General features: G+C 52.0%; 20 protein-coding genes. 17 read left to right on the top strand and 3 right to left on the bottom strand.

All coding sequences use genetic code 11. The annotated features are described in order from the left end of the window. Positions 1-208 precede the first annotated feature (208 nt). A complete protein-coding gene (locus Q6A92_RS18445) occupies positions 209-1426 on the top strand; it encodes a multidrug efflux MFS transporter (protein ID WP_332238993.1) in 1218 nt (405 codons plus the stop codon). Positions 1427-1465: 39 nt separating this feature from the next. On the opposite strand, the gene Q6A92_RS18440 is transcribed toward Q6A92_RS18445, so the two are convergent. The 3 genes from Q6A92_RS18440 to Q6A92_RS18430 all read right to left on the bottom strand — a co-directional run bounded on the left by Q6A92_RS18440 (position 1466) and on the right by Q6A92_RS18430 (position 3402). Continuing rightward, positions 1466-2371, bottom strand: coding sequence for a YitT family protein (locus tag Q6A92_RS18440; RefSeq protein ID WP_274400579.1), 906 nt, complete (start codon positions 2369-2371; stop codon positions 1466-1468). A gap of 241 nt (positions 2372-2612) precedes the next feature. Beyond that, positions 2613-2813: a hypothetical protein gene (locus Q6A92_RS18435; protein ID WP_274400580.1), complete on the bottom strand. Its 201-nt coding sequence runs from the start codon at positions 2811-2813 to the stop codon at positions 2613-2615. A gap of 340 nt (positions 2814-3153) precedes the next feature. After that, a complete protein-coding gene (locus Q6A92_RS18430) occupies positions 3154-3402 on the bottom strand; it encodes an aldo/keto reductase (protein ID WP_274400581.1) in 249 nt (82 codons plus the stop codon). Positions 3403-3709: 307 nt separating this feature from the next. On the opposite strand from Q6A92_RS18430, the gene Q6A92_RS18425 reads away from it, so the two are divergent. From Q6A92_RS18425 to Q6A92_RS18350, 16 genes are all read left to right on the top strand, one after another. After that, entirely contained in the window at positions 3710-4276 is a 567-nt protein-coding gene (locus tag Q6A92_RS18425; protein WP_332238992.1) for a GDSL-type esterase/lipase family protein, read from the top strand. Positions 4277-5402: 1126 nt separating this feature from the next. Beyond that, complete coding sequence (gene glpA, locus Q6A92_RS18420; protein WP_332238991.1) at positions 5403-7022, top strand: anaerobic glycerol-3-phosphate dehydrogenase subunit GlpA; 1620 nt, start codon at positions 5403-5405, stop codon at positions 7020-7022. After that, the gene (locus Q6A92_RS18415) at positions 7015-8163 is read left to right on the top strand and encodes an FAD-binding protein (protein WP_332238990.1); all 1149 of its coding nucleotides are present in this window, start codon (positions 7015-7017) and stop codon (positions 8161-8163) included. The genes glpA and Q6A92_RS18415 overlap by 8 nt, the downstream gene beginning before the upstream one ends. After that, positions 8156-9373, top strand: coding sequence for an anaerobic glycerol-3-phosphate dehydrogenase subunit C (locus Q6A92_RS18410; protein WP_332238989.1), 1218 nt, complete (start codon positions 8156-8158; stop codon positions 9371-9373). The genes Q6A92_RS18415 and Q6A92_RS18410 overlap by 8 nt, the downstream gene beginning before the upstream one ends. 197 nt (positions 9374-9570) lie before the next feature. Further along, positions 9571-10122, top strand: a complete 552-nt coding sequence (locus Q6A92_RS18405) for a glycerol-3-phosphate responsive antiterminator (protein WP_332238988.1) — start codon at positions 9571-9573, stop codon at positions 10120-10122. Between the two features lie 245 nt (positions 10123-10367). Continuing rightward, entirely contained in the window at positions 10368-11201 is an 834-nt protein-coding gene (locus tag Q6A92_RS18400) for an MIP/aquaporin family protein (RefSeq protein ID WP_332238987.1), read from the top strand. 26 nt (positions 11202-11227) lie between these two features. Continuing rightward, complete coding sequence (gene glpK, locus Q6A92_RS18395; protein ID WP_332238986.1) at positions 11228-12757, top strand: glycerol kinase GlpK; 1530 nt, start codon at positions 11228-11230, stop codon at positions 12755-12757. A 178-nt stretch (positions 12758-12935) separates the two neighbouring features. After that, positions 12936-14597: a glycerol-3-phosphate dehydrogenase/oxidase gene (locus Q6A92_RS18390; protein ID WP_332238985.1), complete on the top strand. Its 1662-nt coding sequence runs from the start codon at positions 12936-12938 to the stop codon at positions 14595-14597. A gap of 458 nt (positions 14598-15055) precedes the next feature. Then, on the top strand, positions 15056-16825 hold the full coding sequence (locus Q6A92_RS18385; RefSeq protein WP_274400592.1) for a Na+/H+ antiporter NhaC family protein: 1770 nt from the start codon (positions 15056-15058) through the stop codon (positions 16823-16825). A gap of 269 nt (positions 16826-17094) precedes the next feature. Then, positions 17095-18567, top strand: coding sequence for an aspartate ammonia-lyase (gene aspA, locus Q6A92_RS18380; RefSeq protein ID WP_332238984.1), 1473 nt, complete (start codon positions 17095-17097; stop codon positions 18565-18567). Between the two features lie 421 nt (positions 18568-18988). After that, positions 18989-19324 carry a metal-sensitive transcriptional regulator gene (locus Q6A92_RS18375; protein WP_274400595.1) on the top strand — a complete coding sequence of 112 codons (336 nt, stop codon included), beginning with the start codon at positions 18989-18991 and terminating at the stop codon, positions 19322-19324. A 42-nt stretch (positions 19325-19366) separates the two neighbouring features. Further along, on the top strand, positions 19367-21754 hold the full coding sequence (locus Q6A92_RS18370; RefSeq protein WP_274400683.1) for a heavy metal translocating P-type ATPase: 2388 nt from the start codon (positions 19367-19369) through the stop codon (positions 21752-21754). Positions 21755-21798: 44 nt separating this feature from the next. Continuing rightward, complete coding sequence (copZ, locus tag Q6A92_RS18365; RefSeq protein WP_274400596.1) at positions 21799-22008, top strand: copper chaperone CopZ; 210 nt, start codon at positions 21799-21801, stop codon at positions 22006-22008. A gap of 218 nt (positions 22009-22226) precedes the next feature. Beyond that, positions 22227-23339, top strand: coding sequence for a CdaR family transcriptional regulator (locus Q6A92_RS18360; protein ID WP_332239028.1), 1113 nt, complete (start codon positions 22227-22229; stop codon positions 23337-23339). Positions 23340-23493: 154 nt separating this feature from the next. Continuing rightward, a complete protein-coding gene (glcD, locus tag Q6A92_RS18355; protein ID WP_274400597.1) occupies positions 23494-24927 on the top strand; it encodes a glycolate oxidase subunit GlcD in 1434 nt (477 codons plus the stop codon). Next, complete coding sequence (locus Q6A92_RS18350) at positions 24924-26246, top strand: (Fe-S)-binding protein (protein WP_332238983.1); 1323 nt, start codon at positions 24924-24926, stop codon at positions 26244-26246. Before glcD ends, Q6A92_RS18350 begins: the two co-directional genes overlap by 4 nt. Positions 26247-26714 lie beyond the last annotated feature (468 nt).

Genomic DNA, 26714 nt, shown 5'->3' with positions numbered 1-26714 from the left:
ATTATATAGCTTACGGCCTATGCTTTTATAATAATATATATATTGGTTTAAATGAACAGTTGTGTCTATTATTAAGACTGTGTAAAAAGTGCCCTTCTTACGAACAGGGCGTTATTTCTTTCTGTTTACAATTTAAAAAAGGCTGTGTTCAAAAGCCGACAAAGTCATTTTATAAAGCTTTGGAAAATAGAAGCAAGGTGTTTTTTTCATGTCATTTCCTTTATGGAAAAGAAATCTCTATGTATGCTGGTTCGGCGCATTTGCGACGGCAGCGGGGATGAGCCAGATTGTTCCGTTTCTTCCGCTTTTCATTGAACAACTTGGGGTCCATAATACGTCGGATATCGAAAGATGGGCAGGTCTGATTTTTGGTGCGACATTTCTCGTGTCGGCCATTGTGTCGCCGATCTGGGGATCGCTTGCGGACAAATACGGACGAAAACCGATGCTGATCCGCGCCGGCCTGGGCATGAGCCTGGTCGTGCTGTCCATGGCCTTTGTGCAGAATGTCTATGAACTGTTTGCACTGCGCCTGATTATGGGACTGGTTTCCGGGTTCATTCCCGCCTCCATTATTCTTGTTGCGACTCAGACTCCGAGAAGCCATTCAGGCTGGGCGCTCGGCATGCTTTCGACGGGAGGCATCGGCGGATCGCTGGTCGGCCCGCTGATCGGCGGCTTCCTCTCGCAATTCATGGGGATGCGCATGGTTTTCATCGACACAAGCATTCTGCTTTTTTGCGCATTTCTCGCCTCGCTGTTTTTTATCAAAGAAAAATTTGTCCGCACAGAGAAAAAAATGCCGTCCTTTCGCGAGGTATGGAAGATCGTTCCCAGCCCCGGCATGTTTGTCGCTATGTTTATCACGACGTTCATGGTTCAATTGGCCAATATGTCGATTGAGCCGATTATCACTGTGTACGTAAAGATCCTCATGCCTTCTTCCCGGAATCTTGAAATGATTTCGGGAATCGTTGTTTCTGCCGCCGGACTGGCGAGCGTAATTTCCGCACCGCTGCTCGGCAAGCTGTCCGACAGGATCGGCCCGCGCCGCGTCCTGCTTAGTGCACTGATTTTTATCGGTTTTATTTTCATTCCCCAGGCTTTTGTCTCCAGCCCGTGGCAGCTGATGGGTCTTCGCTTCCTGATGGGCCTGGCGATTGCCGGCATCCTGCCGTCGATTAATACCATCGTCAAGAAAATGGCTCCGCCAGCTATTACCGGCCAGCTGTTCGGTTATAATCAGTCGGCCCAGTTTCTCGGCACTCTGGGGGGAGCGCTGCTCGGCGGACATATGGCTGCCCAATTCGGGATGAAGTATGTCTTTTTTTCGACAAGCGCGCTCCTCTTTCTTAACGCCGGCTGGGTCGTCGTGTCCGCTCATCTGGCCAAAAAAGGGAAACGGGTCGAAGCCCGGCTCCGGTAGTACGATCTTTTCCGGAACGGGCAGGAAAATGCCTGCCCGTCAGTGAATGCGCCGTTTTTTAAAACGGCCGCCCTTGACGTCATGAATGTCGCTGATGGCGAGAAAGGCGTTTCTATCAAGCGAATCGACGATGCTTCTTACTTTTGCCTCCTCAAGACGGCTGATAACGGTGAAAATGACATTTTTGTCGTCCCCGGTGTAGGCCCCCGATCCGTTCAGATAGGTGACGCCTCGCCCGAGCCGGTCGTTGAGCGCATCGCCGATTTCGGTATGGCGGTCGCTGATAATCCAGACCGCTTTAGAGGACTCGAGGCCGGTCGTCGTCACATCGATCATCTTGAATGCAACGAAGTAGGCAATCAATGAGTACATGGCATAGTTCCAGCCGAAAACAAAACCTGCCGAACCTAGAATGAAAATGTTGAAAAACATGACCGTTTCACCGACGGAAAAGGGAACCTTTTCGTTAAAGAGCACAGCGAGGATTTCTGTGCCGTCGGAGGAACCGCCATTTCGGAGGATCAGGCCGACCCCTATTCCCATAATCACTCCGCCAAACACAGCGGCGAGCAGCAGATCGTGGGTAAATGTCGGAATCCGGCCGAACAGAGAGGTCAGGACGGCGAGCAGAGTGACACCGCCAATGGATGTAATGGTGAATGTTTTCCCCATTTGCTTGTAGCCGATCACAAAGAAGGGGAGATTGATGACCAGTAAATAAATGCCGATCGGCAGACTTGACAGTTGAGCGAGCATAATCGAGATGCCGACTACTCCGCCGTCAATGATTTTATTGGGAACGAGGAAGGCCTCAAGAGCAATTGCATCAAGCGTGACACCGATGATAATTAATAAAAAACGCAGAATAAGTTGATGAACGGTCAATTTTTTATGCTGCTGCTTTTGCATCAATGCTGTCTGGGCAGCAGTATCTTCTTTTTCCATATTCGGAATCGCACCTTTCGATGATTATGATGGAGTGTAAAGGCAGCCGGCTGTCTGCACAGATGTTCCGGCCGGTTTCTTCGAAGAGGACTGAGTCGGTAAACAGTTTAAAAAACCGGCAAATAATAGCGCTGCCCGGCAGCACCCGCTGCCGGCCAATGAAATCGATGGAATAAATGAGAAAGACGTTCTTTAACCGCGGTGTTGTTCATATTCCCGGCGAGTCGGGGAAGCCATAAGCTCAGAGCTTAATGGCTTTTTTAATATGCCTTTCAAGAATGCTGTCGATAGCGTCCAATGCCTGTTCGTCCCGTTTGAAATCCGCCGCTTCGGCCGCCGCCGTGATTGGCTCGGGATGGCGTGCGCCGCCGAGCGATGCCCTGATCGAAAATTCAGCGGATGGCCGGCACGCGAGCGGATCTGTTATAGCGTTCCTCCGCATAATTTTCCGGATCCTGCACGGCTGCGAGGTAATGCACCAAATGGGTGTGCTCGGAATTTCGGAGCGGCAAGCCGGAGATCGTCCCCTGTGAACGTGCGGTCTCCCGCCATTTTTCCGCTCGGCAGGGCTCTGCACAGATTCCCGTAATAGATAGAGTGCCGTTAATTCGTGTTCCTGACTGTAAGGCAGGATCTTTCTTTCAAATAGACTAAGGGGGCTGAACGGTGTGGATCGGCGCGGCTTTGCGAAATGCCGCATTTGTTCGGCCGTAAAATTGCTGACGCCGCTGGCACGGATTTTACCCTCTTTGTACAGCCCGCCCATTGCTTATACCGTTTCTTCAATAGGAACGGGCGGGGTCCGGCCGGTGAACCTGATAGATATCGATATAATCCGTGTCAGGCCTGGTCAGCGAGTCGTCGATCTCTTTGCAGATCCGTTCCGGCCCAGTCAGGGCAGACCTTTGCGCGATCCCCCCCTGTCGCCGCGCTTTCCGGATTCTTTCAGTGCCCGGCTGCCAACCTTCTCGGCGTGTCCCTGTCCGTAGGTCGGAGCCGTATCGGTTCTTTGTCGTCCGCCCCGCATCCATTCTCCGATTGCCCACCTTCCGGGAGCAACGCGCGGCTACTGCATCGTTCCCGAAATTGTCGTTCTTTCCAAACAGATCGCCTCTGTTTTCTGAAAAATTTTCATTCTCCCTTTATTATTTATTATAAAGGGAGAAAGCAGGCAGAATCAAAAAATTCGTTGCGCACGGCGTTACAGATCGTGCGCAACCGTCCCCTCAATGATTGGAGATCAGCCGGCGAAACGTGTAAAATAACGGATGAAAAGAGCGGCCACGGGGCTTTTCATCAGGCGGTAACGGATGAATCTTGAAATGAGGGAAATAAACTTTGAAAAAAAAATTAATTTGTTTCGGGGACAGCATTACCGCGGGCTGGGACGGCAGCAGGGAACGGCCCGCACTGACAAGAAGGCTGGAAAAAGGACTTAAATGGCTGATCCGCAACGCCGGCGTCCCCGGGGAAACGACGGAGCAGGCGCTGACAAGAATCGACAAAGATGTCCTGAGCCGGAATTATAACTGGGTGACGATCTTATTCGGCGCTAATGATTCTTCTCTTCATAAGGGGATCTCTCTAGAAAAATTTATGGACAATATGACTATCATGGCCAAGAGCTGCGGAAGCGGAAGGACGATTCTGATTACCCCTTCCCCGGTCATTGAAGAAAGGCAGAAGGGAAAAAGAACGAACGGCCGGATCTCAATATACGCCGAAGCGGTTCGGCGCGTTGCTGCGGAAACGGGAAGTGCGCTGGTCGATCTGCAGCGCCGTATGCTGGAAAAAGCGGATTACAGGCCGATGCTGCAGGCCGATGGCTTGCATTTTTCCAGTGCCGGCTATGATTTCCTTTCCGGATTGATTATTCATGAGATCGAAAAGGGTGGAAATGATTAAAAATGCTATTTTTACCTTGCTGAAAATGAAATAATAAAAGAAGAACGGCCCTGGATGCGGCAATAATTCGTAATCTGCGGCTTTGCACGCCCATGGCTGTCCGGTTATGATCAATAGGCAGGAAGCGGCCGGCACTGAATAAGGGAGCTGTCCGCCGGCCGGGAATTTCGAAGCGGGGAACCCAGATACGGCAAATACTTGTAAAAGAACTCACCCTGAACATTTGCCGGCGCGTCATTGTTTTTTGCAGCAGCAATGATCCGCCGATGAACGAGAGATCACGAGGCCTGAAGCAGCGCTTGAAAGCGATGTATGTTTTCCAGCGGCTCGACCGGCCAAACGGTCTTGTCCGGTTCAACAAAAAGAAGTCAGGTACAGTGCCGGAGGGGCGAAGCTCAGAATCACGTGGCCGGCGAGGACCCGGGACCGTGCAGCGCCCGGCATTCAGCGTCCGAAAGATTCTCCTGCAGCCTGTAAATCACTATCTTCTTCCTCATGACGGTTGCCGAAAATGGATATGAATTTCAGACCGGCGCCGTTCCACTCTCCTCTCACTCATACGAAGCAAAAAAGGCGGCAGCCTGATGCCGCCTTTTTTGTGTTAAAAGTACAGAGCCTTTATAGTATAAACGCAGCCTTCTGTCCTGCAGCTGCACCGACTGACGCAACAAAGGCTTCATCCGGACGAAGCCAAGCTTTCTAAGCCGCGGCACAACCGGCGGCTCATTTCATTCCGGCGGCGAATGGGGCCGTTCACCTGCTTCTTTATTTTGTAACCATGTTATTAAACGAAAGTTATGTAAAATTCATCAAAAGTTCAAAACTTGCAGCCGATATTTTATCACCGGCAGAGCCTTTTGATGTATCATAGAAATGGAAAATATAATAAGTGGCTCGGAGATATGGAAAAAGCCGTGAAAACTGCCGAGGGGCGAACCCCAGGCGTGTTTTCTGCGGCTTTTTTTGTGCTTTTTTGTCGGGCCTGAGTCCGGCAGAGCGCCGATCCGCTCTATTTGTGAATCCGCTTACATTTTACCGTATGGATCGGCATCCCGAGAGTTTAATCGACTGATTGGAGGAAGTTGTGCCGGGACCTATGAAAACCGGGGAAAGTGGGGGAGAAGAAATGGAAGAAAGATTGGAAACACAGGTGGCTGTTATCGGAGGAGGAATCACCGGCGCAGGAATCCTCCGTGACCTGGCTTTACGCGGGATCAAGGCCGTTTTAATCGAACAGGGAGATCTCGGTCACGGAACATCGACGCGGAATCACGGGCTGCTGCACTCCGGAGCCCGTTATGCCGTCCGTGATCCGGAAGCAGCGGCGGAAAGTTATCATGAAAATCTGATTCTGAAAAAAACGGTTCCCGGTTCCATCGAAGGGACAGGAGGCCTGTTTGTCAAAGTGCCGGAAGACGATGATGAATATGCGCGCAAGTGGCTGGCATCCTGTAAAAAACTGGGTATACCGGCTGACGAAATCCCGGTCGGGCAGTCACTGCAGGAAGAGCCCTATCTGGACAAAAAGATTCAGGCTGTTTTTCGTGTGCCCGACGGAGCCGTGGACGATTTTACCCTGCTGGTGGATGTGGTTGCCGATGCCGTCCGCCGCGGAGCAAAAGCGCTGACTTATCACAAAGTAACGAACGTGCTGATCGAACAGGGCCGTGCTGCCGGCGTCCGCATCCGCGATCTGCTCAGCGGAACCGAAAAAGAGATCCGTGCCGACGTTGTTGTCAATGCGGCCGGACCCTGGGGGATGGAAATTGCTCAAATGGCCGGAGTGCCGCTAAAGATTATCAATAATAAAGGGATGCTGGTTGTTTTCAGTCACCGTTTTAATAAGCGGGTGATTAACCGCTTGCGCATGCCGGGCGATGGAGATATTTTTGTCCCGGCTCACGATGTAACGATTTTCGGCACGACCGGGATCAACACGGAAGATCCGAACGATTTTTCCCTGAGCAGGCCTGAACTGGAGCGTATGCTGGCCGCCGGGAAGACCATCATTCCCGCGATCAATGAGATGCGCCTGATCCGTGCCTACAGCGGCAGCCGTCCGCTCTATCAGGAATCCGCCGGCCATGATTCCGGCGGCAGAGACGTAACCCGGGGAATGGCTCTGCTCGATCATCGTGAGCGCGACGGACTGGACGGATTTATAACGATTACGGGCGGCAAACTGACGACATTCCGGCTCATGGCAGAGAAGACAGCCGACCTCGTTTGTAAAAAACTGGGTATTCAGGCAAAGTGCACGACGGATGCAGAACCGATTCCGGATAGAAGGAGAAAGGACGCGTTCGATCAGGCCGATCTCGCACCGGCGGCAAGACATAAATTGAAAAACTGGGCCGGTGTGCACGCGGCGAGGATCGAGTCCTCTCTGAAGGATGAGGAGTCGGGCCACATTGTCTGCGAATGCGAGCAGGTTACCTGGGCGGAAATTGAGGCGGCGATGCCTGAAAAGGGCAGCTTCCGCCTCGGCGATATCCGGCGCAGGACCCGTCTCGGGATGGGGCCGTGCCAGGGAACGTTCTGTAATTTCCGGGCCAGTGCTCTCGCCGTTGAAAAAGGGCGGGCCACAGTCGGGGAAGCGGACCGCGCACTTCTTGATGCCGTTGCTGAAAGGCAAAAGGGAATGGGCGTCGTCGCGACGGGGGAAACCGCCCGGCAACTGTGCTTAATGAAGACGATCTACCGGGTTTCTTTAGGCTTCAGAGAGGAGGAACAGCAACATGTATGATGTGGTCGTTATCGGACAAGGGCTCTCGGGTCTGCTGTCTGCCATCTGGGCAAGAGAAGAAGGGCGCCGAACGGCATTGGTGGCGGCCGGCGCCGGCAAAATCATGCAGTCGACCGGAGTGATCGATCTCATTCCGGGATCGGACGGAAAACTGAAAGAGTGGACGGAGCATTACCACGTCGGTCCGCGGCAGCAATTGCAGCTCGCGGAGGCGGTCGGAAAGTTTCAAAAACTGATGAATCGATTGGGTTATCCTTATACGGGCGACATAGAAGATCCTGCACCGATTGTGACCGGATCGGGCCGCGTCAAACGCACGGCTTTGTACCCGCAAACCGTTGTTCCGGTCCCGGACCGGGGATCGGCGATTGTCGTCGGGTTTGACGAACTGGCCGATTTTCAGCCGTTCTTTGTCCGGGAAAATCTGCGAAGAGAACGCCCGCAGCTGTCCGTTGAATCGATCAGGATCCATTTGGGAATGCATTCACAGCGCCTGATGACTCAGCTGGACGCGGCACGGCTTCTCGATCGTAAAGATATTCGTGAAGATTGTATTCGGCAGATTAAAAGACAGATGGCTCAAAAACATATCGGCCGGCCCGATCTTTTCATTTTTCCTGCTTCTCTTGGGGAAAACAGATGGGAAGAAACAATCGGACAGTTTCATATCGAGCTCGGAGCAAGAGTGACGGAAGCGCCCGGCCTGCCGCCGAATGCAACGGCCGTCCGCCTCTACGAACGGCTGAAGCGGGCCGCCGTCCGGTCGGGTGTCCGCTTCTACAGCGATACGACAGTAGTCGGAGCCAGTATCGACGGAGAAGCAATCAAATCTGTGAAGATCAAAACGCCGGGCCGCGTGAGCGAGTTGAGCGGCGAATACTTTATTCTGGCGACCGGCGGCATTCTCGGCGGCGGATTGGAAGTCACTTCGCAGGGAATAAAAGAGTGCGCCTTGCATCTTGAAACGGATGCATCCGGGAAAGCAGTCCGTCCTCCGATCAATCTGCATCCGGCGGGTGCGAGCAGGGGAGAGCGGACGGCAGGCCCGGGAATCGTCGGCGGCGCGTACACCCTATTGTCCAGTTATGAGGCGGTATCCGGACTTCGCCGCTCCGTTGCGGGAGGCGTCGAAAATGTTTGATCTGAATCAATTGGAGACCAGCTATGATAAATGTCTGAAATGCAATGCCTGTGTTGCCAGCTGTCCTGTTTCCGCTGTGACCTTTGATTTCGGCGGCCCGAAGCATATGGGTCCGGAATTAAAAAGGCTGATCGACAATCAGCAGATTATTGACGATAAACGGATCGAATTCTGCACATTATGCGGCAACTGCGATATTTCCTGCCCTGAAAATGTTCATATTTCGACTCTGACGGCCTATGCAAAAGCGATTCATACAGAAAAATCAGGATCCGGTTTTCGTGATTTTGTTTTAAGCAATGCGGAGCTGGTCGGTAAAATGGCTTCCGCCTTTGCCCCTGTTACCAACCTGGCCATGAAGATGAAGCCCATACGCAAAATGATGGACAAAATGATGGACATTCCCGAAGACCGCCGTTTTCCAAGCTATCGATTCAAGAATTTTAAGCGGATATACAAGAATAAAACGGCTGGCAGCAAACGAAAAGTTGCTTATTTTGTCGGCTGTTACGCAACATACAACGCGCCGGAAGTGGCTGAGAGTTTTGTCAAGGTGATGAAGTTCAACGGCATTGAAGTCGTCAGGCCCTGTCAGAAATGCTGCGGCATTCCGATGCTGGCCAACGGCCGTATGAAACAGGCACGGAAAAATGCGGATTATAATATTAAGAGCCTCCTCCCCTACGTACGTCAGGGGTACGATGTCGTTGCGACATGTACGAGCTGCAGCCTTGCGCTCAAAAAGGAATATTTGTCGATCGACGGGACCGATGAAGCGCGAGAACTGGCTGCGCACGTGTACGATGCCGGCGAATATTTGCGGATGCTGAAAGAAAACGGAGAATTGAACATGAATCTGGCGCCGCTGAAAGAAACGGCCGGCTATCATGCGCCCTGCCACATGAAAGCCCAGGGGATGGGCAATCCGGCCATGGATATACTGGAACTCATCCCCGAATACACCGTTCAGGATCTGGGCGCAGGCTGCTGCGGACAATGCGGCACGTTCGGCTTTAAAAAAGAGAAATACGATGTATCGATGAAACTCGGCCGTGCAATGGCTCAATCCGTCGAAGAACTCAATGCGGATTATACTGTGACGGAATGCGGCATGTGTAAAAATCAGCTTGATCAGCTGACGGACAAAGCCGTGAAGCATCCGATGCAGATTCTGGCCGAATCCTATGAACGGGCAAAGCAGGCCGTCTGATCGGGAGCAGGCTGTCTGCCGATCAGACGTTCCGTATAAAAAAAGCAGGAAAAGCCGGGGCTTCCGTATCCGGCTTCCTCATCGAATAATGATGAGGCTTTTTTGATTCAATCATGCCGGAGAAGGCCCGGCCGGCGCTTAAGGAGAATATTTAAGTGTGCTATGATAAGGAACGGCCGAAAGGAGCTGTATGAAGGATGCTATTTGCGGAAAAAAGTGTGATACCGGCAGTCAATAACATGAAAGATTACGAGAAATTGCTTGAAATGCCGATTCGTTCTATTGTTGTTCTCGACAGTTATGTTTCTCAGATTGCTGAGATGGTTCGTATGGCGAAGCGGCACCGAAAACATCTGTTCCTGCACGCCGATCTGATTCAGGGATTGAAGAACGATCTCTATGCCGCGGAATTTATCTGTCAGGATGTGCGCCCGGCCGGGATTATTTCGACGCGAAGCGCGATGCTTGACGTCGCGAAGAAACGGGGTCTCGTCACGGTCCTTAGAATTTTCCTGCTGGACTCGCGATCGATTGAAACAAGTTATCGCCAGCTCGAACAGATGCGGCCGGATATGGTCGAAGTGCTTCCGGGGCTGATTCCTTCTATGATCGGCGAGGTTCGCCGCCGAACGGGCATCCCCGTGATCGCCGGCGGATTGATCCGTACAAGAGAGGAAGTAGAAAACGCATTTAACGCGGGAGCGGTCGCTGTCTCGACATCGAACAAAGAGCTGTGGGATTTCATGTAAAAAGGCAGAGGTACAATGGAATCATTTTAGGAAGCTGAAAAAAAAATAAATAATTTCCGCTCTCATTATTGACAGCGTTTTCACCAGGGATTATCATTAGTTACGAAAAGTTAATTCATAATCTCTGGATGTTGAGATCGGGTTACTCCACTTCAGTTTATTCATGCGTTTCTTGGAATGCATGCATCTTTCTGGAGTGTTTTTTTATGCCTGATTTCATCGGAGGATGAAAGGGAGGGGCATTTATGTCCGGTTTTTTGGGCGAATTAATCGGCACTATGATCATGATTATTCTTGGAGACGGTGTGTGCGCCGGCGTGAATCTGAAGAAATCCTATGCGAATCGATCCGGCTGGATTGTCATCGCGTTGGGCTGGGGACTCGCGGTTGCAATCGGCGCATACGCAGTGGGCCGTTTCAGCGGCGCGCACCTCAACCCCGCATTGACGCTCGGGCTTGCATCTGTGGGCGCTTTTCCATGGAGCAAGGTGCCGGCTTATCTGGCCGGTCAGCTGATCGGAGCATTCCTCGGCGGCTGCGTCGTTTATCTCCACTATCTCCCGCACTGGCGTGAGACGGACAGCCCGTCCGTAAAGCTCGGCGTTTTCTGCACGGGCCCGGCGATTCCGCATAAGTGGTCGAATCTGCTCAGCGAAGTGATCGGAGCATTTGTACTTGTCGTCGGCATTATGTCGATCGGAGCGAATAAATTCGCCTTCGGTCTGAATCCGCTGATTGTCGGTTTTCTAATTGTCGTCATCGGGCTGTCGTTGGGCGGGACGACAGGCTATGCAATTAATCCGGCCCGTGATTTTGCTCCGCGGCTGGCTCATGCCGTGCTGCCGATTCCGGGGAAAGGCGGATCGAATTGGGGATACGCATGGATCCCCGTATTCGGGCCGATCATCGGCGGTGTTTTCGGGGCTCTGTTCTATCAGACATTTTTTACCGGCACAACGACACCTGCTTTTTGGATATTTGCTGTGATTGTCGCCGTTATTGTTGTTTCAGCCGTTGTCAGTGAACGAAAGCGGCTGATTGAAACCGTTTCAGCGCAGGAATCCGCTGCGGGTCAATAATCATCAAGATGAGAGGGGAATGAGCAATGAAAAGATATATTATGGCGCTTGATGCGGGAACGACCAGTGTAAGGGCAATGATTTTTGATCAAAACGGTGCGATAGTTCAGACTTCGCAGAAAGAGTTTAAACAATTTTTTCCCACTCCGGGCTGGGTTGAGCAGGATGCCAATGAGATCTGGGCGTCCATTCTGGCAGTGATCGCCGACTCTCTGTCCACGAGCGAAATCGATCCGCAGGAAATTGCCGGAATCGGCATCACCAACCAGCGGGAGACGACCGTTGTCTGGGACAAAGAAACAGGCCATCCGATCTATCATGCGATTGTCTGGCAGTCGCGCCAGACGGCGGATATATGCAAAGAACTGAAGGAGAAAGGGTATGATCCGATGGTCCGCAGCAAGACCGGGCTGCTGATTGATGCCTATTTCTCCGGAACAAAAGTGAAATGGATTCTGGATCATGTGGACGGCGCAAAACAAAGAGCAGAGAACGGCGAACTGCTTTTCGGTACGATCGATACATGGCTGATCTGGAAACTTTCCGGCGGACGCGTCCATGTTACGGATTATACGAACGCTTCGCGCACGTTGATGTTCAACATTTATGATCTGAAGTGGGACGATGAACTGCTGGATATGCTCGGCGTCCCGAAAAAAATGCTTCCTGAAGTCCATGCTTCGTCCGAAGTTTACGGCAAAACGATTCCGTATCACTTTTTTGGAGCGGAAGTGCCGATTGCCGGAATTGCCGGCGATCAGCAGTCCGCCCTGTTCGGCCAGGCCTGCTACGATGAAGGAATGGTGAAAAATACGTACGGAACCGGCTGCTTCATGCTGATGAATACCGGAGAACATGCCGTCCGCTCGAAGAACGGCCTGCTGACGACGATTGCCTGGGGCCTGAACGGCAAAATCACCTATGCGCTGGAGGGCAGTATTTTTGTCGCCGGCTCGGCGATCCAATGGCTGCGCGACGGCCTGCGGATGATTAAGACTTCGCCGGAAAGCGAAGAGTACGCCGTCCGGGTCAAATCGTCCGAAGGCGTTTACCTCGTGCCGGCATTTGTCGGTCTGGGAACGCCGTACTGGGACAGTGATGCCCGGGGTGCGGTATTCGGGCTGACACGGGGGACGACCAAAGAACATTTTATCCGGGCCACGCTCGAATCGCTCGCCTACCAGACCAAAGATGTGGTGAATGCGATGGAGGAAGATTCCGGAATCAAGCTGAAAACCTTGCGGGCGGACGGCGGCGCTTCGCTGAATAATTTCTTAATGCAGTTTCAGAGCGATATTCTCGGCGTACCGGTCGAACGGCCGACAAACAGTGAAACCACGGCGCTGGGGGCCGCTTATCTGGCAGGGCTTGCCGTCGGTATCTGGAAAGACCGCAGCGAGATCGCGAAAATATGGAGACTGGGCAAAAACTTTCATGTGCAGATGAGTGTGGAAAAACGTGCGGCACTTTACAGCGGCTGGAAAAAGGCAGTGGAAGCAACACGGGTGTTTAAGCCGGCCGCTGCCGATAAGAATCCGGTTACGAATGCCGACTGAGAGCAATTCATTGGTATTTTGCAAGGACTTGCGGGAAAATAGAATATGTAAAAGTTAATAAATCGGTCATGAATCTGGAGCGGCCGCTGAGTATGCCCGAAGAATCCGTCATTTTCAGGAAACCGGGGTATACCGGCGGTCTGCTTTTATTTAATCTGAAAAAACGGAGGATGAACGGATGGCTTTTTCCACATTGAACAGGACACAGTATCTTGATAAAATGGCGGACGGACCGCTCGATTTGTTTGTCATCGGCGGCGGCATTACCGGTGCCGGCATTGCTCTCGACGCTACGGTGCGCGGACTGAAAGTCGGGCTGGCCGATATGCAGGATTTCGCCGGCGGCACGTCGAGCCGGTCGACGAAACTGGTTCATGGCGGGCTGCGCTACCTGAAACAGCTGGAAGTCAGAATCGTCGCGGAGGTCGGCAAGGAACGGGCCGTTGTCTATGAAAATGCGCCCCACGTCACGAGTCCCGAGAAAATGATGCTGCCTATCTATAAACATGGAACTTTCGGCAGAATTTCTACATCGCTCGGTCTGAAACTTTACGATTATCTGGCGGGTGTGAAAAAGAGCGAACGCCGGGTCATGCTCAGCCGGAGCGAGACACTGGATAAAGAACCGCTTTTAAAGAAGGAAGGGCTGAAAGGGAGCGGTTATTATGTGGAATACAGAACGGACGATGCCCGGCTGACGATCGAAGTCATGAAAGAAGCCGTCCGACGGGGTGCTGTCGCCGTCAATTACGCGAAAGTCGACGATCTGATTTACAGTTCGGGACACCGGCTGACCGGGGTCAGAGTCACCGACCGCCTGACAGGCAGGACATACAGTATCTATGCCAATAAGATTGTCAATGCCGCCGGCCCGTGGGTGGATTCCATCCGTGAAAGGGATCATTCAAAGAAGGGCAAGCATCTTCATCTGACTAAAGGCGTACACATCGTCATTGACGGCAAGCGCTTCCCAATGGATCAGTCTCTTTATTTTGACACAACGAACGGAGACGGACGGATGATTTTTGTCATTCCCCGCGAAGGAAAAGTGTATGCCGGTACCACGGATACGACCTACACGGACAAACCGATCGATCCCAAGCCGGCGGCGGAGGACCGGGATTATATCCTTGCAGCGATCAACGGCATGTTTCCGACCGTCCATCTGACGGCCGGCGATGTCGAGTCCTGCTGGGCCGGCGTTCGCCCTCTGATCCAGGAAGAGGGCAAGTCTCCCTCCGAAATTTCCCGGAAAGACGAAATTTTTCTTTCTGAATCGGGACTGATTTCAATAGCCGGCGGCAAGCTGACCGGCTATCGGAAGATGGCGGAACGTGTGGTTGATGAAGTCGTCGGCCAGCTGCACAGGGAAACCGCAAAGGACTATCCGGCATGCGAAACAAAACAGGTGGAACTGTCCGGCGGCCATTTCGGCGGGGCGGAGCATTTTCCGGTTTTTATTAAGAAGAAAACCGCGGAAGGAATCGGGCTGGGACTGACAGAAGCGGAAGCACATTGGCTGGCCTGCAAATACGGAACCAATACGGATCTGCTGCTGGAACTGATCCGTTCGCATCGTGACGAAGCGGAGGCGCACCATCTCCCGCCGCTTATTTACGCGACGCTCGAATATGCTGTGACGGAGGAAATGGCTGTTTTGCCAGTCGACTACTTCACGCGAAGGACAGGTACGACGCTCTTTAACATCGAGTGGGCCAGGGAATGGGAGGAACACGTCATCAATTTTTTGGCTGCCCGATTATCCTGGAGCGAAGAACAGACCCTCCGCTATCGAAAAGCGCTGGAAGCCGCTTTTGACGAGGCCTCAAATCCGCAATGACGGCTTTCATCCGCTTTCCGGCCTGAAAGAACGGGCAGAGTCCGGATCAGGCTGCAAAAACAGAACCGTTTTCTCCCTTTGCTGTGCGGCTTTTTGTCTTTCGGACGTGTTTGCCGGTAGAAGGCCTGCAGAATAAAGCGGCTGAAAAAGACAGACAAACCCCGGCCGATCAGGATAAAAATCAGTTTGCCGAACCGAGAGAATCTTCGGCCGCAGGGAATGGCGGAGTGTATGAGCCGGAAAGCAAGACCTGCAAACCGGGGAGCGAGGTCAATGAATCGTAAAGCCTGATAAGGCCGTCCCATCATCGATTTTTCGACGATGGGGCATTTATTTTGTTTTTAGTCAGAGGGATGCCGAGAATGGGAGAGGACTGGCGGAGAACCGCTGTATTGCATAATTCCGCATTTTTAATGGCAGACTTATTTAAAGAATCTTATTTGCGGAAGGTGGCCTGTATGCATCCCTCCTGGTTATCGCTCATCCCGTTCTTTTTAGTGATTCCGATATCGATTTTTACACGTCAGGTCCAGCCGGGTTTATTTGTGGCTTTGCTGGTCGGCAGTTATATCATCGAACCGACGCTTTTCGGAGGCATTCATAAATTTCTTGATTACGTCTTCCTGGCCGCTGTCAAGCCCAACAATATGAAAATCATTTTATTCCTGTACGGTTTCTCGGGGCTTCTCAGCGTCGTTAAAATGGCCGGCGGAATTAAGGGCTTTGTTGACTGGGTTACAAAAAAAATTAAAACGAAAAAAGGCGCCATGGCGCTTATATGGATCTCTACACTCGGAACTTTCAGCGATCCCGACTTCCGGATTGTCACCGTGGCCCCCATTATTAAGGCCCTTCAGGAAAAGCTGAAAATGTCCAGGCGAAGTGCCGCCTATATCATCGATGTGACCTCGAACCCCGTTGTGGCCCTGGTCCCGGTTGCAACGGCTTTTGTCGGCTACATGGTCAGTTTAATCAATACCTCATTCAAACAAAACGGAATCGGCGGACAGCCCTATACGGTCTATATCAAGAGCATTCCCTTTAACTTCTTTTCTTTTGCGATCATACTGGTCGGGCTTTACTACACTTTTTTTACACAGCCTGAAAATAAAAAGGGCGCCGGGGCCGGTCAAAATCGGAAAAAATCAGACGGTGTGCAGTCCTATGCCGATAATTTGCGTTTGGACGCGGCATCGGAATCAGATGCATTTTCCGCTCGGCGTCATCCGAAAACGGCACAGACGGCTTTGCAGTCGAATGAATACAATAAAACAGAAACAGAACGGATCAGTCCGGCGTCGGGGCAGGCTGAAATGTCCGATTCTTCATTACCGTTAGATCCGACGGCGGAAGCCATGCACGGTATTAGTCAAACCGGAAAGAGGGAAACAGCCGATCGCTCATTAAATACGCCTGATCCGAAACCGCCGGGAACCGGCAATCCTTATTCGCGATTGTATCGTGAAGAATACGCCCGCCATTTGGACGCGGCCGATCGCTCCGCGCTAAGCGATTCGGGGAATCGGAATGGCGAAGAGGAGAATGAGCCGTCGCGGCCGTATAATCTGCTGGTCCCGATCCTGCTTTTAATTTCTCTGACACTTTTTCTGAGCTGGTGGAACGGTCATTATCATGCCCATTCATTTGTAGATGCCTTCCTGAAAGTGGACGAACTGGATGTCATGCTTGAGTCTGTGCTGATCACGCTGATCGTGACAATCGTTCTCGTCATGCTGCAAAAATTCCCGACTGCCAAAGTGGTTACCCGCTTCATAAACGGGGGCAACCAGCTGATGTCCGTCATTGTCCTTCTGACACTTATCTGGGGTGTTTCCGACGTTTCCACGGATTTAGGTTTTTCACAGTATATAACCGGCTCCGTCGGCGGGTGGATTCCGCCTCATTTTGTCGCTCCGATCCTGTTTATCCTCGGTGCCTTTCTCTCTTATTTCATTGGCTCTTCCTGGGGAACATGGGGCCTCTTAATGCCGCTCGGAATCACACTGGCCCATCAGTCCGGCGCCAATCTTTTTCTGGTGATCGGCGCCGTCTTTGCAAGCGGGACTTACGGTGCCACCTGTTCTCCGCTCAGTGACAACAGTGTGACTCTGTGCACCATGATGGATATGGATGTCATGGACTATTGCAGGTGGAAGCTGATTCCGACAACTATTGCCGCGGGAATTGCTCTTGTCCTCTTCGTCGCGGCTTCCTTTATTTTTAAATAGGCATAGCGGGCACCGCTCGTTCTTCAGTAACATCGGAACAGGGCCTCCCCTTCCTTTTTTCGGATTGGCTTCCGTTAAAAGTCTTTTGACTTTAATAATGAAGTATTTGTTTTGCCTGATCTGTCTTTTTACCGAACAGCCGTGGAGAAATTGCCGCTTTTTCCGTATGGGAATCACTGAAGCGATATTGAGCGCGTATATTGCTGATGAAGATAGATGAAGCTATTTTATGTAACCTGATATAAAATTTATATAAGGGAAAGAGTGCCATGCCAACGATCAATGTGCGGACGGAGCGCGATTTTCTCGGCGCACGGGAAGTGCCGGCCGATGCCTATTACGGCATTCAGACACTGCGCGCTGCCGAGAATTTCGCAATCACCGGATATCGAATACAAGATGAACTGATTAAAGCTCTGGCTGTCGTAAAAAAAGCGGCGGCTCTTGCGAACATGGATGCCGGACTCCTGAATCCGGAAATTGGCCGGGCTATTGCACAGGCCGCGGAAGAAATCATTAACGGCAGCTGGCATGATCAGTTTATCGTGGACCCGATTCAGGGCGGGGCGGGAACGTCGATCAACATGAATGCGAACGAGGTCATTGCAAACCGGGCCCTTGAATTAATCGGAAAAGCAAAGGGCGAATATGCCGTAATCAGTCCGAACAGCCATGTCAATATGTCCCAATCAACAAACGACGTCTTTCCCACAGCCACCCATATTGCCTCGCTGCGGCTGCTGAAGCGTCTGCTGCAGACGATGCAGCAGATGCATGAGGCGGTTCTTAAAAAAGCGCGGGCCTTTGACTCGATTATTAAACTTGGCCGCACCCATCTGCAGGATGCCGTACCGATCCGGCTCGGTCAGGAATTCGAAGCCTATGCCCGGGCCATAGGCCGGGATATCGGACGGATCAGGGGTCTGGCCGACGGCCTCTATCAGGTGAATATAGGCGGGACAGCGGTCGGAACGGGTCTGAACGCCGATCGGAAGTACAGGGAACACGTCGTGGTCCGTCTGGCGGAGATCAGCGGCCTGCCTTTAAGAAGAGCCGAGGATCCTGTCGACGCCACACAGAATACAGATGTTTACACCGAAGTCTCGGCGGCGCTGAAGATATGCATGATCAGCCTGTCAAAAATAGCCAACGATTTACGCCTGATGGCTTCGGGACCGCGGGCAGGTTTCGGTGAGATTATCTTGCCCGCCCGCCAGCCGGGCTCCTCGATCATGCCCGGAAAAGTCAATCCGGTCATTGCCGAAGTGATCAATCAGGTTGCATTTCAGGTAGCCGGCAACGATCTGACCATTTCGATGGCCGCCGAAGCCGGGCAGCTGGAATTAAACGTCATGGAACCGGTCCTGGTGTTCAATCTGCTGCAATCGCTGACGATTATGGATCATGCCTTTCTTTCATTTACAAATTATTGCCTGAACGGGATTGAAGCGAATAAAGAACGTCTGAAAGCCTACGTTGAGAACAGTGTGGGGGTCATCACGGCGCTCAGTCCGCATATCGGTTATGAAGCGGCTTCCCGGCTTGCCCGTGAAGCAATTCTGAAAGGAAGACCGGTCCGTGAAATCTGCTCTCAAAGCGGTCTGCTCTCGGAAGAAGAATTGAATGCAATGCTGAACCCTTATGAGATGACAGAGCCGGGTATTTCAGGTAAAAAAACGGATCAGGATCTGTCTTTGCAAAATAACGGGCAGAAGATTAGAGAAATCGGCCGGTTCTGGTGAAACGGACAACGATCCGGCGGAATAGAATAAGACAACGTTCGCAGGGAAAGTGATTCTTGCGGACTTTTTTTGTATTCCGGAGCGATCTTCGGCTCTGAACGATCGATCCGTAAAAGTTCGCAAATCGACGGTAATCGACCGAGAAACGGTAATAAACGACTGAGAATCGGCGGCAGCGCCCCAAAAATTGCCGGTCGGCGGTTGACAATTATCGTTAAAACCCAAAAAATCAATATAGGCCTATAATCGGTGTTTATTCGGATCTTTTCGGCCGGCGCCGGACGATGATCTTTGCCTGCTGAGGGCGGGCTTTCAAAAAGAACGGGCGCTCTTTCGTCTGTTCAGACGGATGCGGCGGAGGATCCGGCTTGATATAGATACCCTGCAGGGGTATAATAAATATACAAAGGAGGGAAAAGCGATGAATCAGGATGAAGACTGCCGCTGCTCCCATACTGAACTCGGCATGCAGCCGGGAAAATCGCCCGTTGAACCGCGGACAGCCGAAGAGAAGCAAAAGATTATCAACCGGCTGAAGCGCGTGGAAGGCCAGGTTCGCGGGCTGCAGAAGATGATTGAAGAAGACCGTTATTGTGTCGATATTCTGATCCAACTGTCCGCCGTTGAGGCTGCTCTGAAAAAAATCGGCTATTCCGTGCTTGAGCGGCATACAAGGACGTGCGTTTCCCGGGCCATAGAAGAAGGCCGGGGGACCGATCAGGTCAATGAACTGTTAAAAGTCCTGAAACTTTTTTAAATATAGAGGATCGGGGGGGTGTATGTGACTAAGAAAAAAGAAATGCAGATCGGCATCACAGGCATGACCTGCGCATCCTGTTCCAATAGAATTGAGAAAGTGCTGAATAGGATGGACGGAGTGACGGCAAATGTCAATCTGGCGCTTGAGAACGCGCAGGTCACTCTGGATGAGGATCAGGCAAAACCGGAGGATATCGCTGAAAAAATTCGGAAACTCGGTTACGGCGTCCTCGAGAAGCGTCTCGATGTTGCGATTCACGGCATGACCTGTGCGTCATGTGCCGCACGGATTGAAAAAGGATTGAATCGGATTGCCGGCATCTCTTCCGCCCGGGTGAATCTGGCGACAGAAACCGGCACGATTATCTATCAGCCCGGAATTGTGGAACCGGATTCAATATATGATAAAGTGAAAAAACTCGGCTACGAGGCCGTTCCCCTTCACGATACGGGAAACAGTGAAAAAAATAAAGAACTAGTTGGGAAAAGGAACAAGCTGATTCTGTCGGCACTGCTCTCGCTTCCGCTTCTATATACGATGATCGGGCATCTTCCCTTTCAAACGGGCATGCCGATGCCGGCGCTGCTGATGAATCCATGGTTCCAGTTCCTGCTTGCAAGCATCGTTCAGTTTTATATCGGCTGGCAGTTTTACAGCGGGGGAGCGCGGGCACTGCTCAATAAAAGCGCCAATATGGATGTGCTCGTGGCGCTCGGGACGAGTGCGGCCTACCTTTACAGTGTGGTCGGGACTTTCCGCTATCAGCTTGCCGGCGTCAAAAATCCCGCTCTCTATTTTGAAACAAGCGCGATTCTGATTACGCTTGTTTTACTTGGAAAGTACCTTGAAGCCCTGGCGAAAAAACAGACGACAACGGCAATCACCGATTTGATGAAACTTCAGGCGAAAGAAGCGACCGTGATTGAAAACGGCCGTGAACGGAAAGTATCTGTCGATGAAGTCAGATGCGGCGATTGGCTCCGGGTCCGTCCAGGCGAGAAGATTCCCGTTGACGGAATCGTCGTCGACGGACATTCTTCAGTGGATGAATCGATGATTACCGGCGAATCTTTGCCGGTAGAAAAAAATGAGGGCGACAGAGTGATCGGCGCCACCGTCAATGCTCATGGCCTATTGACCATGAAGGCGGAAAGGGTCGGCAAGGATACGGCTCTGGCGGGAATCGTCAGGATCGTCGAAGAAGCGCAGGGATCGAAAGCGCCGATTCAGCGGCTTGCCGACAGTATCTCGGGCATTTTCGTCCCGATTGTGATCGCCATTTCAGTGCTGGTCTTTGTCGTCTGGATATCGGCTATTTATCCCGGCGAACTGGCGCCCGCACTGACGGCCGCAATCAGCGTGCTTGTCATTGCCTGCCCGTGCGCACTCGGCCTGGCAACGCCGACGTCAATCATGGTCGGAACCGGCAAGGGGGCCGAGAAGGGTATTCTTTTCAAGGGCGGCGAATACCTTGAGGCCACTCAGAATCTTCAGGCAATCATGTTTGACAAGACCGGAACGATTACAAACGGAAAACCTGAAGTCACGGATCTCATTCCTTTCGGCGAGATGGATCGGCACGAGCTGCTGATACTGGTCATGGCGGCGGAAAACGCCAGCGAGCATCCGCTTGCCCGGGCAATCGTTTCTTATGGTGAGGATCAGGGCATCTATACCTTCCCCGCACCCGAAAATTTTGAGGCGCACGCCGGGTACGGTATTACCGCCGAAGTTGCCGGCCATAAGCTGGCTGTCGGCACCCGGCGATTGATGGGCCAGCAAAAGACTGATATCCGCATGGCTTCGGAAGAGGCGCGGAGACTCGAATCCGATGGAAAGACGGTCATGTTTGCCGCGGCAGACGGCCGGCTGCAGCTGATTATTGCCGTGGCCGATACGATCAAGGATTCATCGAGACAGGCTATTGCCGATCTGAAGGCACGGGGCCTCGGCGTCTACATGATCACGGGTGATAACAGGCAAACGGCGGAGGCGATCGCCCGAAAGGCGGGGATCAGCCATGTCATTGCCGAAGTTCTTCCTGAAGAAAAGGCGGAAAAAGTTAAAGAACTCCAGAAACAGGGGCTGAATGTGGCCATGGTCGGCGACGGCATCAACGACGCTCCCGCCCTGGCTGTGGCCGATATCGGCATGGCGATCGGCACAGGAACCGATGTGGCGATTGAGGCGGCCGACATAACGCTGGTCGGCGGCGACCTGAAGCATGTAGCCAAGGCGCTGGATCTGAGCCGGAAAACAATGCAGAACATACGCCAGAACCTGTTTTGGGCCTTGTTCTACAATGCGATCGGCATTCCCGTCGCGGCCCTCGGCCTGCTTGCTCCGTGGGTAGCCGGAGCAGCGATGGCCTTCAGTTCCGTCTCGGTCGTTTCAAACAGTCTGAGATTGAAACGCATGCGCATCTGATCCGATACATTGATTCGTTGTGGTTCGGAAGGAGGTGATAACAGGTGGCGGAAAGGACTCTTGAAGTCGAAGGCATGAGCTGCGACCATTGCAAAATGGCCGTTTCGGGTGCATTGAATGGATTGGACGGCGTTTCTGCCGTTTCTGTCGATCTGGCAGCCGGCAAAGTGGATGTCAGTTATGACGAGAAAAAAGTAAGCTTTGAACAGATGAAAGACGCTGTAGAAGACCAAGGTTATGATGTGGTTAAATAAACTGCTGCAAAGATAGCGGAATCGGAAAATCACGCTGGAAAAACGTCTCTATTTTGTATGCCGTGCGTGCATACAAGAGAGACGTTTTTTAATGTAAAAAAACCGCCGCTGATCTATTATTCTCTGTTTTTTTGCCGAAAGCACTCTCTATTCGGAGGAAAATGTTTTATCCTATATATAATAATAGAAGGAGAAATCGGAGGGGGACAAGGTTGACGATGCTGGATGCTCAGCTTGCACAAAAAATCGTCGGGGAAGTCCGGCTGCTTACCGAGGAAAGCATCATTATTGCGGATCGGAACGGCATTATTATTGCAAGCACCGACGGGGAACGGCTGGGGCAGCTTCATGAAGGGGCACGCTGGGCGATTGTCAGAAGGGAAACGCTGACTATTACACAAGCGACGGCCGGACAGTGGCAGGGCGTCCGGGCCGGCATCAATCTGCCGATTTTTTTCCGGGATGCCGTTGTCGGTGTGATCGGCATCACCGGAGAACCGGAAAAGGCCGCTCATTACGGGCATCTTCTGCAGAAAATGACAGAACTGCTCATTCAGGAAAGCTACTATCAGGAACAACAGGATTTTCATGAGCGGATGCTTGAACAATTTGTATTTGACTGGCTGAACAATCGTGAATGGGATGATTCATTTATCAGCCTGTCAAAGATACTGAATATCAATCTCCGCTGTGACCGCCAGGTTGTATTCGTGCGCATCCTCCGGCCGGCCGGAAAGAAAGACGGCCGGCCCGGTGCCGTACTGCGGGAACTTCTTAGCCCGAATAAGGACGATATCTTTGTTCGCTGGGGGAACGATCATTTGCTGCTGCTGATCGACGTATCCGACCGCCGGCGCGATCTGCCGGGTCAGATCGAAGAATGGGCGTCCCGTATTAAAAAGCGGATAGGAAAACAGCCGACGATCGGCGTCGGTTCGGCTCTCCCCGCGAAAAAGCTGAAGTATTCCTTCCATCAGGCGAAACGCGCCCTGAACGTCACCGGTAAACTGCAGCCGATCATCTATGACAAAGATCTGACGCTGGAAATGATCAGCGACGGCCTGGATAAAGAAACAAAGCAGCTGTTTACCGAACGGGTGATCGGTCAAATACTGTCGGACCGGGAACTGCTCGATACATTGAGAAATCTGTTCGCTCACAGATTTTCATTCAAAGAAACCAGCGCTGTCATGCATATTCACATCAATACCCTGCATTATCGTTTGAAAAAGCTGCAGCTGGAAACGGGGCTTGATACAAAAGATATGCGCAGCCGTGTCGTCCTTTTTCTTGCTCTGACTTTTTTGGATGATCAGACAATAATGCCATGAATGAAAGCGTTACTTTTAGCGATTTACACATAGAAAAAACAGGATTATTAAATTATAATAATACTAAACAATCACAATATCGCCATAAAAAATTCATAGATTAAACAAGATTTGACGGATACAAGCTTTACGGTAAAGAAACGGAGGAGAGAGCATGTCTTCAAGAAAATTCCAGAAGAAGCTGAACAAACTTAAAGAAGGGCTCGCCGATATTGTCGGAACGGAAAATGTCGACGATACAACAACCGGCAGGCTGGTCTATTCCTATGACGCGACGCCGAATTATCAGTCGCTTCCGGACCTGGTGGTCGCACCCGGTAACGCCGAAGAAACCGCTGCGGTTCTAAAAATGTGCAGCGAGACGGAAACACCTGTCTATTCAAGAGGATCGGGATCCAATCTATGCGCGGATACTTGCCCCGTCAAAGGCGGGGTTGTTCTGCTGTCTAAACGTATGAACAAAATATTGGAATTGGATAAAGAAAATCTGGCGGTGACGGTAGAGCCGGGCGTGATCACAAAAACCATCTGCGATAGGGTCGAGAAAGAAGGGCTGTTCTATCCGCCGGATCCGAGTTCCATGAAAGTATCGACAATCGGCGGAAACATCAGTGAAAATTCGGGCGGCCTGCGCGGATTGAAATACGGCGTGACGCGCGATTACGTGATGGCGCTTCAGGTTGCCCTGCCGAACGGGGAGCTGATCCGCACGGGGGGAAAGCTGACCAAAGACGTTGCGGGGTATGATCTGACGCGCCTTTTTATCGGATCGGAGGGGACGCTGGGCGTAATCACGGAAGCCACGCTGAAACTCATCCCCAAACCGGAATCGCAGAAGACTATTCTTGCGCTGTACCAGGATATCGAGGCGGCCGGCCGCTCGGTTTCCAAGATTATTGCCAACAAGATGATACCGGTCACACTGGAGTTTCTCGATCAGGATACTTTACGGGCAGTCGAAGATTTTGCCCACATCGGACTGCCGACCGATGTTAAAGCCATTTTGCTGATCGTCCAGGACGGCCCGCAGGAGATCGTCGACCGGGACATTAAGAAAATTGCGGAGATCTGCCGCAGCGAGCAGGCCGTGGATGTTCAGCTTGCCGCTTCCGCAGAACAGGCGGAAAAACTGGCGACGGCGAGAAGGTCGGCATTGAGCGCGCTCGCCAGGCTGAAACCGACAACGATTCTGGAAGACGCCACGGTGCCTCGTTCGGAAATCGCAACGATGGTCCGGGCAATTGCGGAAATTGCTGAAAAATACAAAGTACGGATCTCGACATTCGGGCACGCGGGCGACGGCAATCTCCATCCGACCTGTCTGACCGATTCACGGAACAAAGAGGAGATGCAGCGTGTCGAGTCGGCTTTCGCCGAAATATTCGAGAAGGCGATTGAGCTGGGCGGCACGCTTACCGGAGAACACGGGATCGGCATGACGAAAGCGCCCTATCTGAAGTGGAAGATCGGGGAAGCGGGGCTTGAAGTGATGCGCGGAATCAAGCAGGCGATTGATCCGAAAAACATTATGAACCCCGGCAAAGTGTTTGCGGAAGAATCGAAAGAAAGGATGGCGGCGGCAAAATGATGACGGCATCGGTGAAAAAGAAAATCCAGAAAGAATTCAAAGAAAAGATGGATTATGATGAATTGCTCAACTGTATGCGCTGTGGTTTTTGTCTGCCGTCATGTCCGACCTACATCGAAACCGGCCGGCAGGAAAAATATTCGCCGCGCGGCCGGATCGCACTGATGAAGGGCGTTGCCGACGGGATTATTGAACCGGACGACGACATGGCGCATTCACTCGATCTTTGTCTCGGATGCAGGGCCTGTGAACCGGTTTGCCCGTCCGGAGTAAAATACGGCCGCCTGCTGGAGAATGCCCGCAGTATCATCCAGGCGAACAAGAAACAGTCGCTACCGGTGAAAATGCTGAGAAAAGGAATTTTTGAAGAACTGTTCCCGCATCAGAACAGAATGGAGAAGGCGACCAGTCTGCTCGGATTTTACCAGCGGAGCGGCCTGTCCAAAGCGGCCCGCAAGATCGGATTTATGGAACTCTTTCCTTCCAGCATGGCGACGATGGAGAAAGTGCTGCCGGAAGTGCCGAAGCGCAGGGAAATAAAACGGCGCCCGCGTTTCTTTGAACATGAAGGAGAAAAAAAAGCGACGGCGGCGCTGTTTGCCGGCTGTCTGATGGACACCATGTTCTTTTCTACAAATAATGCAACGATCCGGCTGCTTCAGAAAGCGGGCTGCGACGTGGTGATTCCCGAAAATCAGTTGTGCTGCGGTGCGCTTCACGGGCACGGCGGGGAGCTGGAGAGGGCCAAACAGATGGCCAAGCAGAATATTGAGGCATTTGAGAAAGAAGAGGCAGATTACATTGTTACCAATGCCGGCGGCTGCGGCGCCTTTTTGATTGAATACGATCACCTTTTAAAGGACGAGCCTGAGTGGGCCGATCGGGCGAAGCGTTTTGTTTCCAAGCTCAAAGATATTTCTGCGGTTCTCATGGATCTGGATTTTCTGAAAAAGAACAGGCTTCATCTGCCTGAGCAGGCGGTCACGTATCAGGATTCCTGCCACCTGCGCAACGTAATGCAGACGTTCGAAGAACCGCGCGCGCTTCTGAAGGCGATCGAAGGTGTGCACTATGAAGAAATGGAAGGCGCGAATACATGCTGCGGTTCAGCCGGTATCTACAATATTGTGGAACCGGACATGGCGATGCAGATTCTCGACCATAAAATGGAAAAGGTTGAAAAAACACACGCACGGACGATTGTCACGGCAAATCCGGGCTGCCTGCTTGAAATGAAGCTGGGGATTGAACGTGCAAATAAAACAGGTTCGGTCCGGGCCGTGCACATTGCCGATCTGCTGCTTGAAGCACTTGATTAGGCGTACTCCTATTTGCAAGCAGAGTTGATTGCCGGACAGTCCCTTACTGAGAAGCTGCCTCCGACGGCCGATAAACCAAGCGCCACGACTGATAAACTGTTCCAGACGATTGATAAACCAAGCTTCCCGGCGCTGCGGCTCGATCGTCCAGCTTCGGAGCAAGTTTCCGGTGATTGGGAGCGAGTTTTCGGAAATTCGGAGCGAGTTTAGCCCGATTCGGCGCGACTTAGGCCTGATTCGGAGCGACCGCTCAAATTCGGCGCGACTTTCTGGCAATTCGGAGCGAGTTTCCGGTAATTCGGCGCGACCTAGGCCTGATTCGGCGCGACTGTTCAAATTCAGTTTGATCGCCCGACTCTGATCCGGGGCAACCGTTCATCGGGTTCGGCTTCCTAAGTTTGGTGCAGTAAGGGGCTTTTATTTTCAGCACATCTGCATGTCAATCATTGGCTGCCCGGGGCAGCAATC

Origin of the sequence: Sporolactobacillus sp. KGMB 08714 (assembly GCF_036598985.1) — a bacterium.
In the GTDB taxonomy this organism is placed as follows: Bacteria; Bacillota; Bacilli; order Bacillales; family Sporolactobacillaceae; genus Sporolactobacillus.
This window is presented reverse-complemented; position numbering and strand designations above follow the sequence as displayed.

Coding starts and splice junctions, on each gene's coding strand:
- Q6A92_RS18445 (WP_332238993.1), top strand. CDS start 209: ATGTCATTTCCTTTATGGAAAAGAAATCTCTATGTATGCTGGTTCGGC.
- Q6A92_RS18440 (WP_274400579.1), bottom strand. CDS start 2,371: ATGGAAAAAGAAGATACTGCTGCCCAGACAGCATTGATGCAAAAGCAG.
- Q6A92_RS18435 (WP_274400580.1), bottom strand. CDS start 2,813: ATGCGGAGGAACGCTATAACAGATCCGCTCGCGTGCCGGCCATCCGCT.
- Q6A92_RS18430 (WP_274400581.1), bottom strand. CDS start 3,402: ATGGATGCGGGGCGGACGACAAAGAACCGATACGGCTCCGACCTACGG.
- glpA (WP_332238991.1), top strand. CDS start 5,403: ATGGAAGAAAGATTGGAAACACAGGTGGCTGTTATCGGAGGAGGAATC.
- Q6A92_RS18415 (WP_332238990.1), top strand. CDS start 7,015: ATGTATGATGTGGTCGTTATCGGACAAGGGCTCTCGGGTCTGCTGTCT.
- Q6A92_RS18410 (WP_332238989.1), top strand. CDS start 8,156: ATGTTTGATCTGAATCAATTGGAGACCAGCTATGATAAATGTCTGAAA.
- Q6A92_RS18405 (WP_332238988.1), top strand. CDS start 9,571: ATGCTATTTGCGGAAAAAAGTGTGATACCGGCAGTCAATAACATGAAA.
- Q6A92_RS18400 (WP_332238987.1), top strand. CDS start 10,368: ATGTCCGGTTTTTTGGGCGAATTAATCGGCACTATGATCATGATTATT.
- glpK (WP_332238986.1), top strand. CDS start 11,228: ATGAAAAGATATATTATGGCGCTTGATGCGGGAACGACCAGTGTAAGG.
- Q6A92_RS18390 (WP_332238985.1), top strand. CDS start 12,936: ATGGCTTTTTCCACATTGAACAGGACACAGTATCTTGATAAAATGGCG.
- Q6A92_RS18385 (WP_274400592.1), top strand. CDS start 15,056: ATGCATCCCTCCTGGTTATCGCTCATCCCGTTCTTTTTAGTGATTCCG.
- aspA (WP_332238984.1), top strand. CDS start 17,095: ATGCCAACGATCAATGTGCGGACGGAGCGCGATTTTCTCGGCGCACGG.
- Q6A92_RS18375 (WP_274400595.1), top strand. CDS start 18,989: ATGAATCAGGATGAAGACTGCCGCTGCTCCCATACTGAACTCGGCATG.
- Q6A92_RS18370 (WP_274400683.1), top strand. CDS start 19,367: ATGCAGATCGGCATCACAGGCATGACCTGCGCATCCTGTTCCAATAGA.
- Q6A92_RS18360 (WP_332239028.1), top strand. CDS start 22,227: ATGCTGGATGCTCAGCTTGCACAAAAAATCGTCGGGGAAGTCCGGCTG.
- glcD (WP_274400597.1), top strand. CDS start 23,494: ATGTCTTCAAGAAAATTCCAGAAGAAGCTGAACAAACTTAAAGAAGGG.
- Q6A92_RS18350 (WP_332238983.1), top strand. CDS start 24,924: ATGATGACGGCATCGGTGAAAAAGAAAATCCAGAAAGAATTCAAAGAA.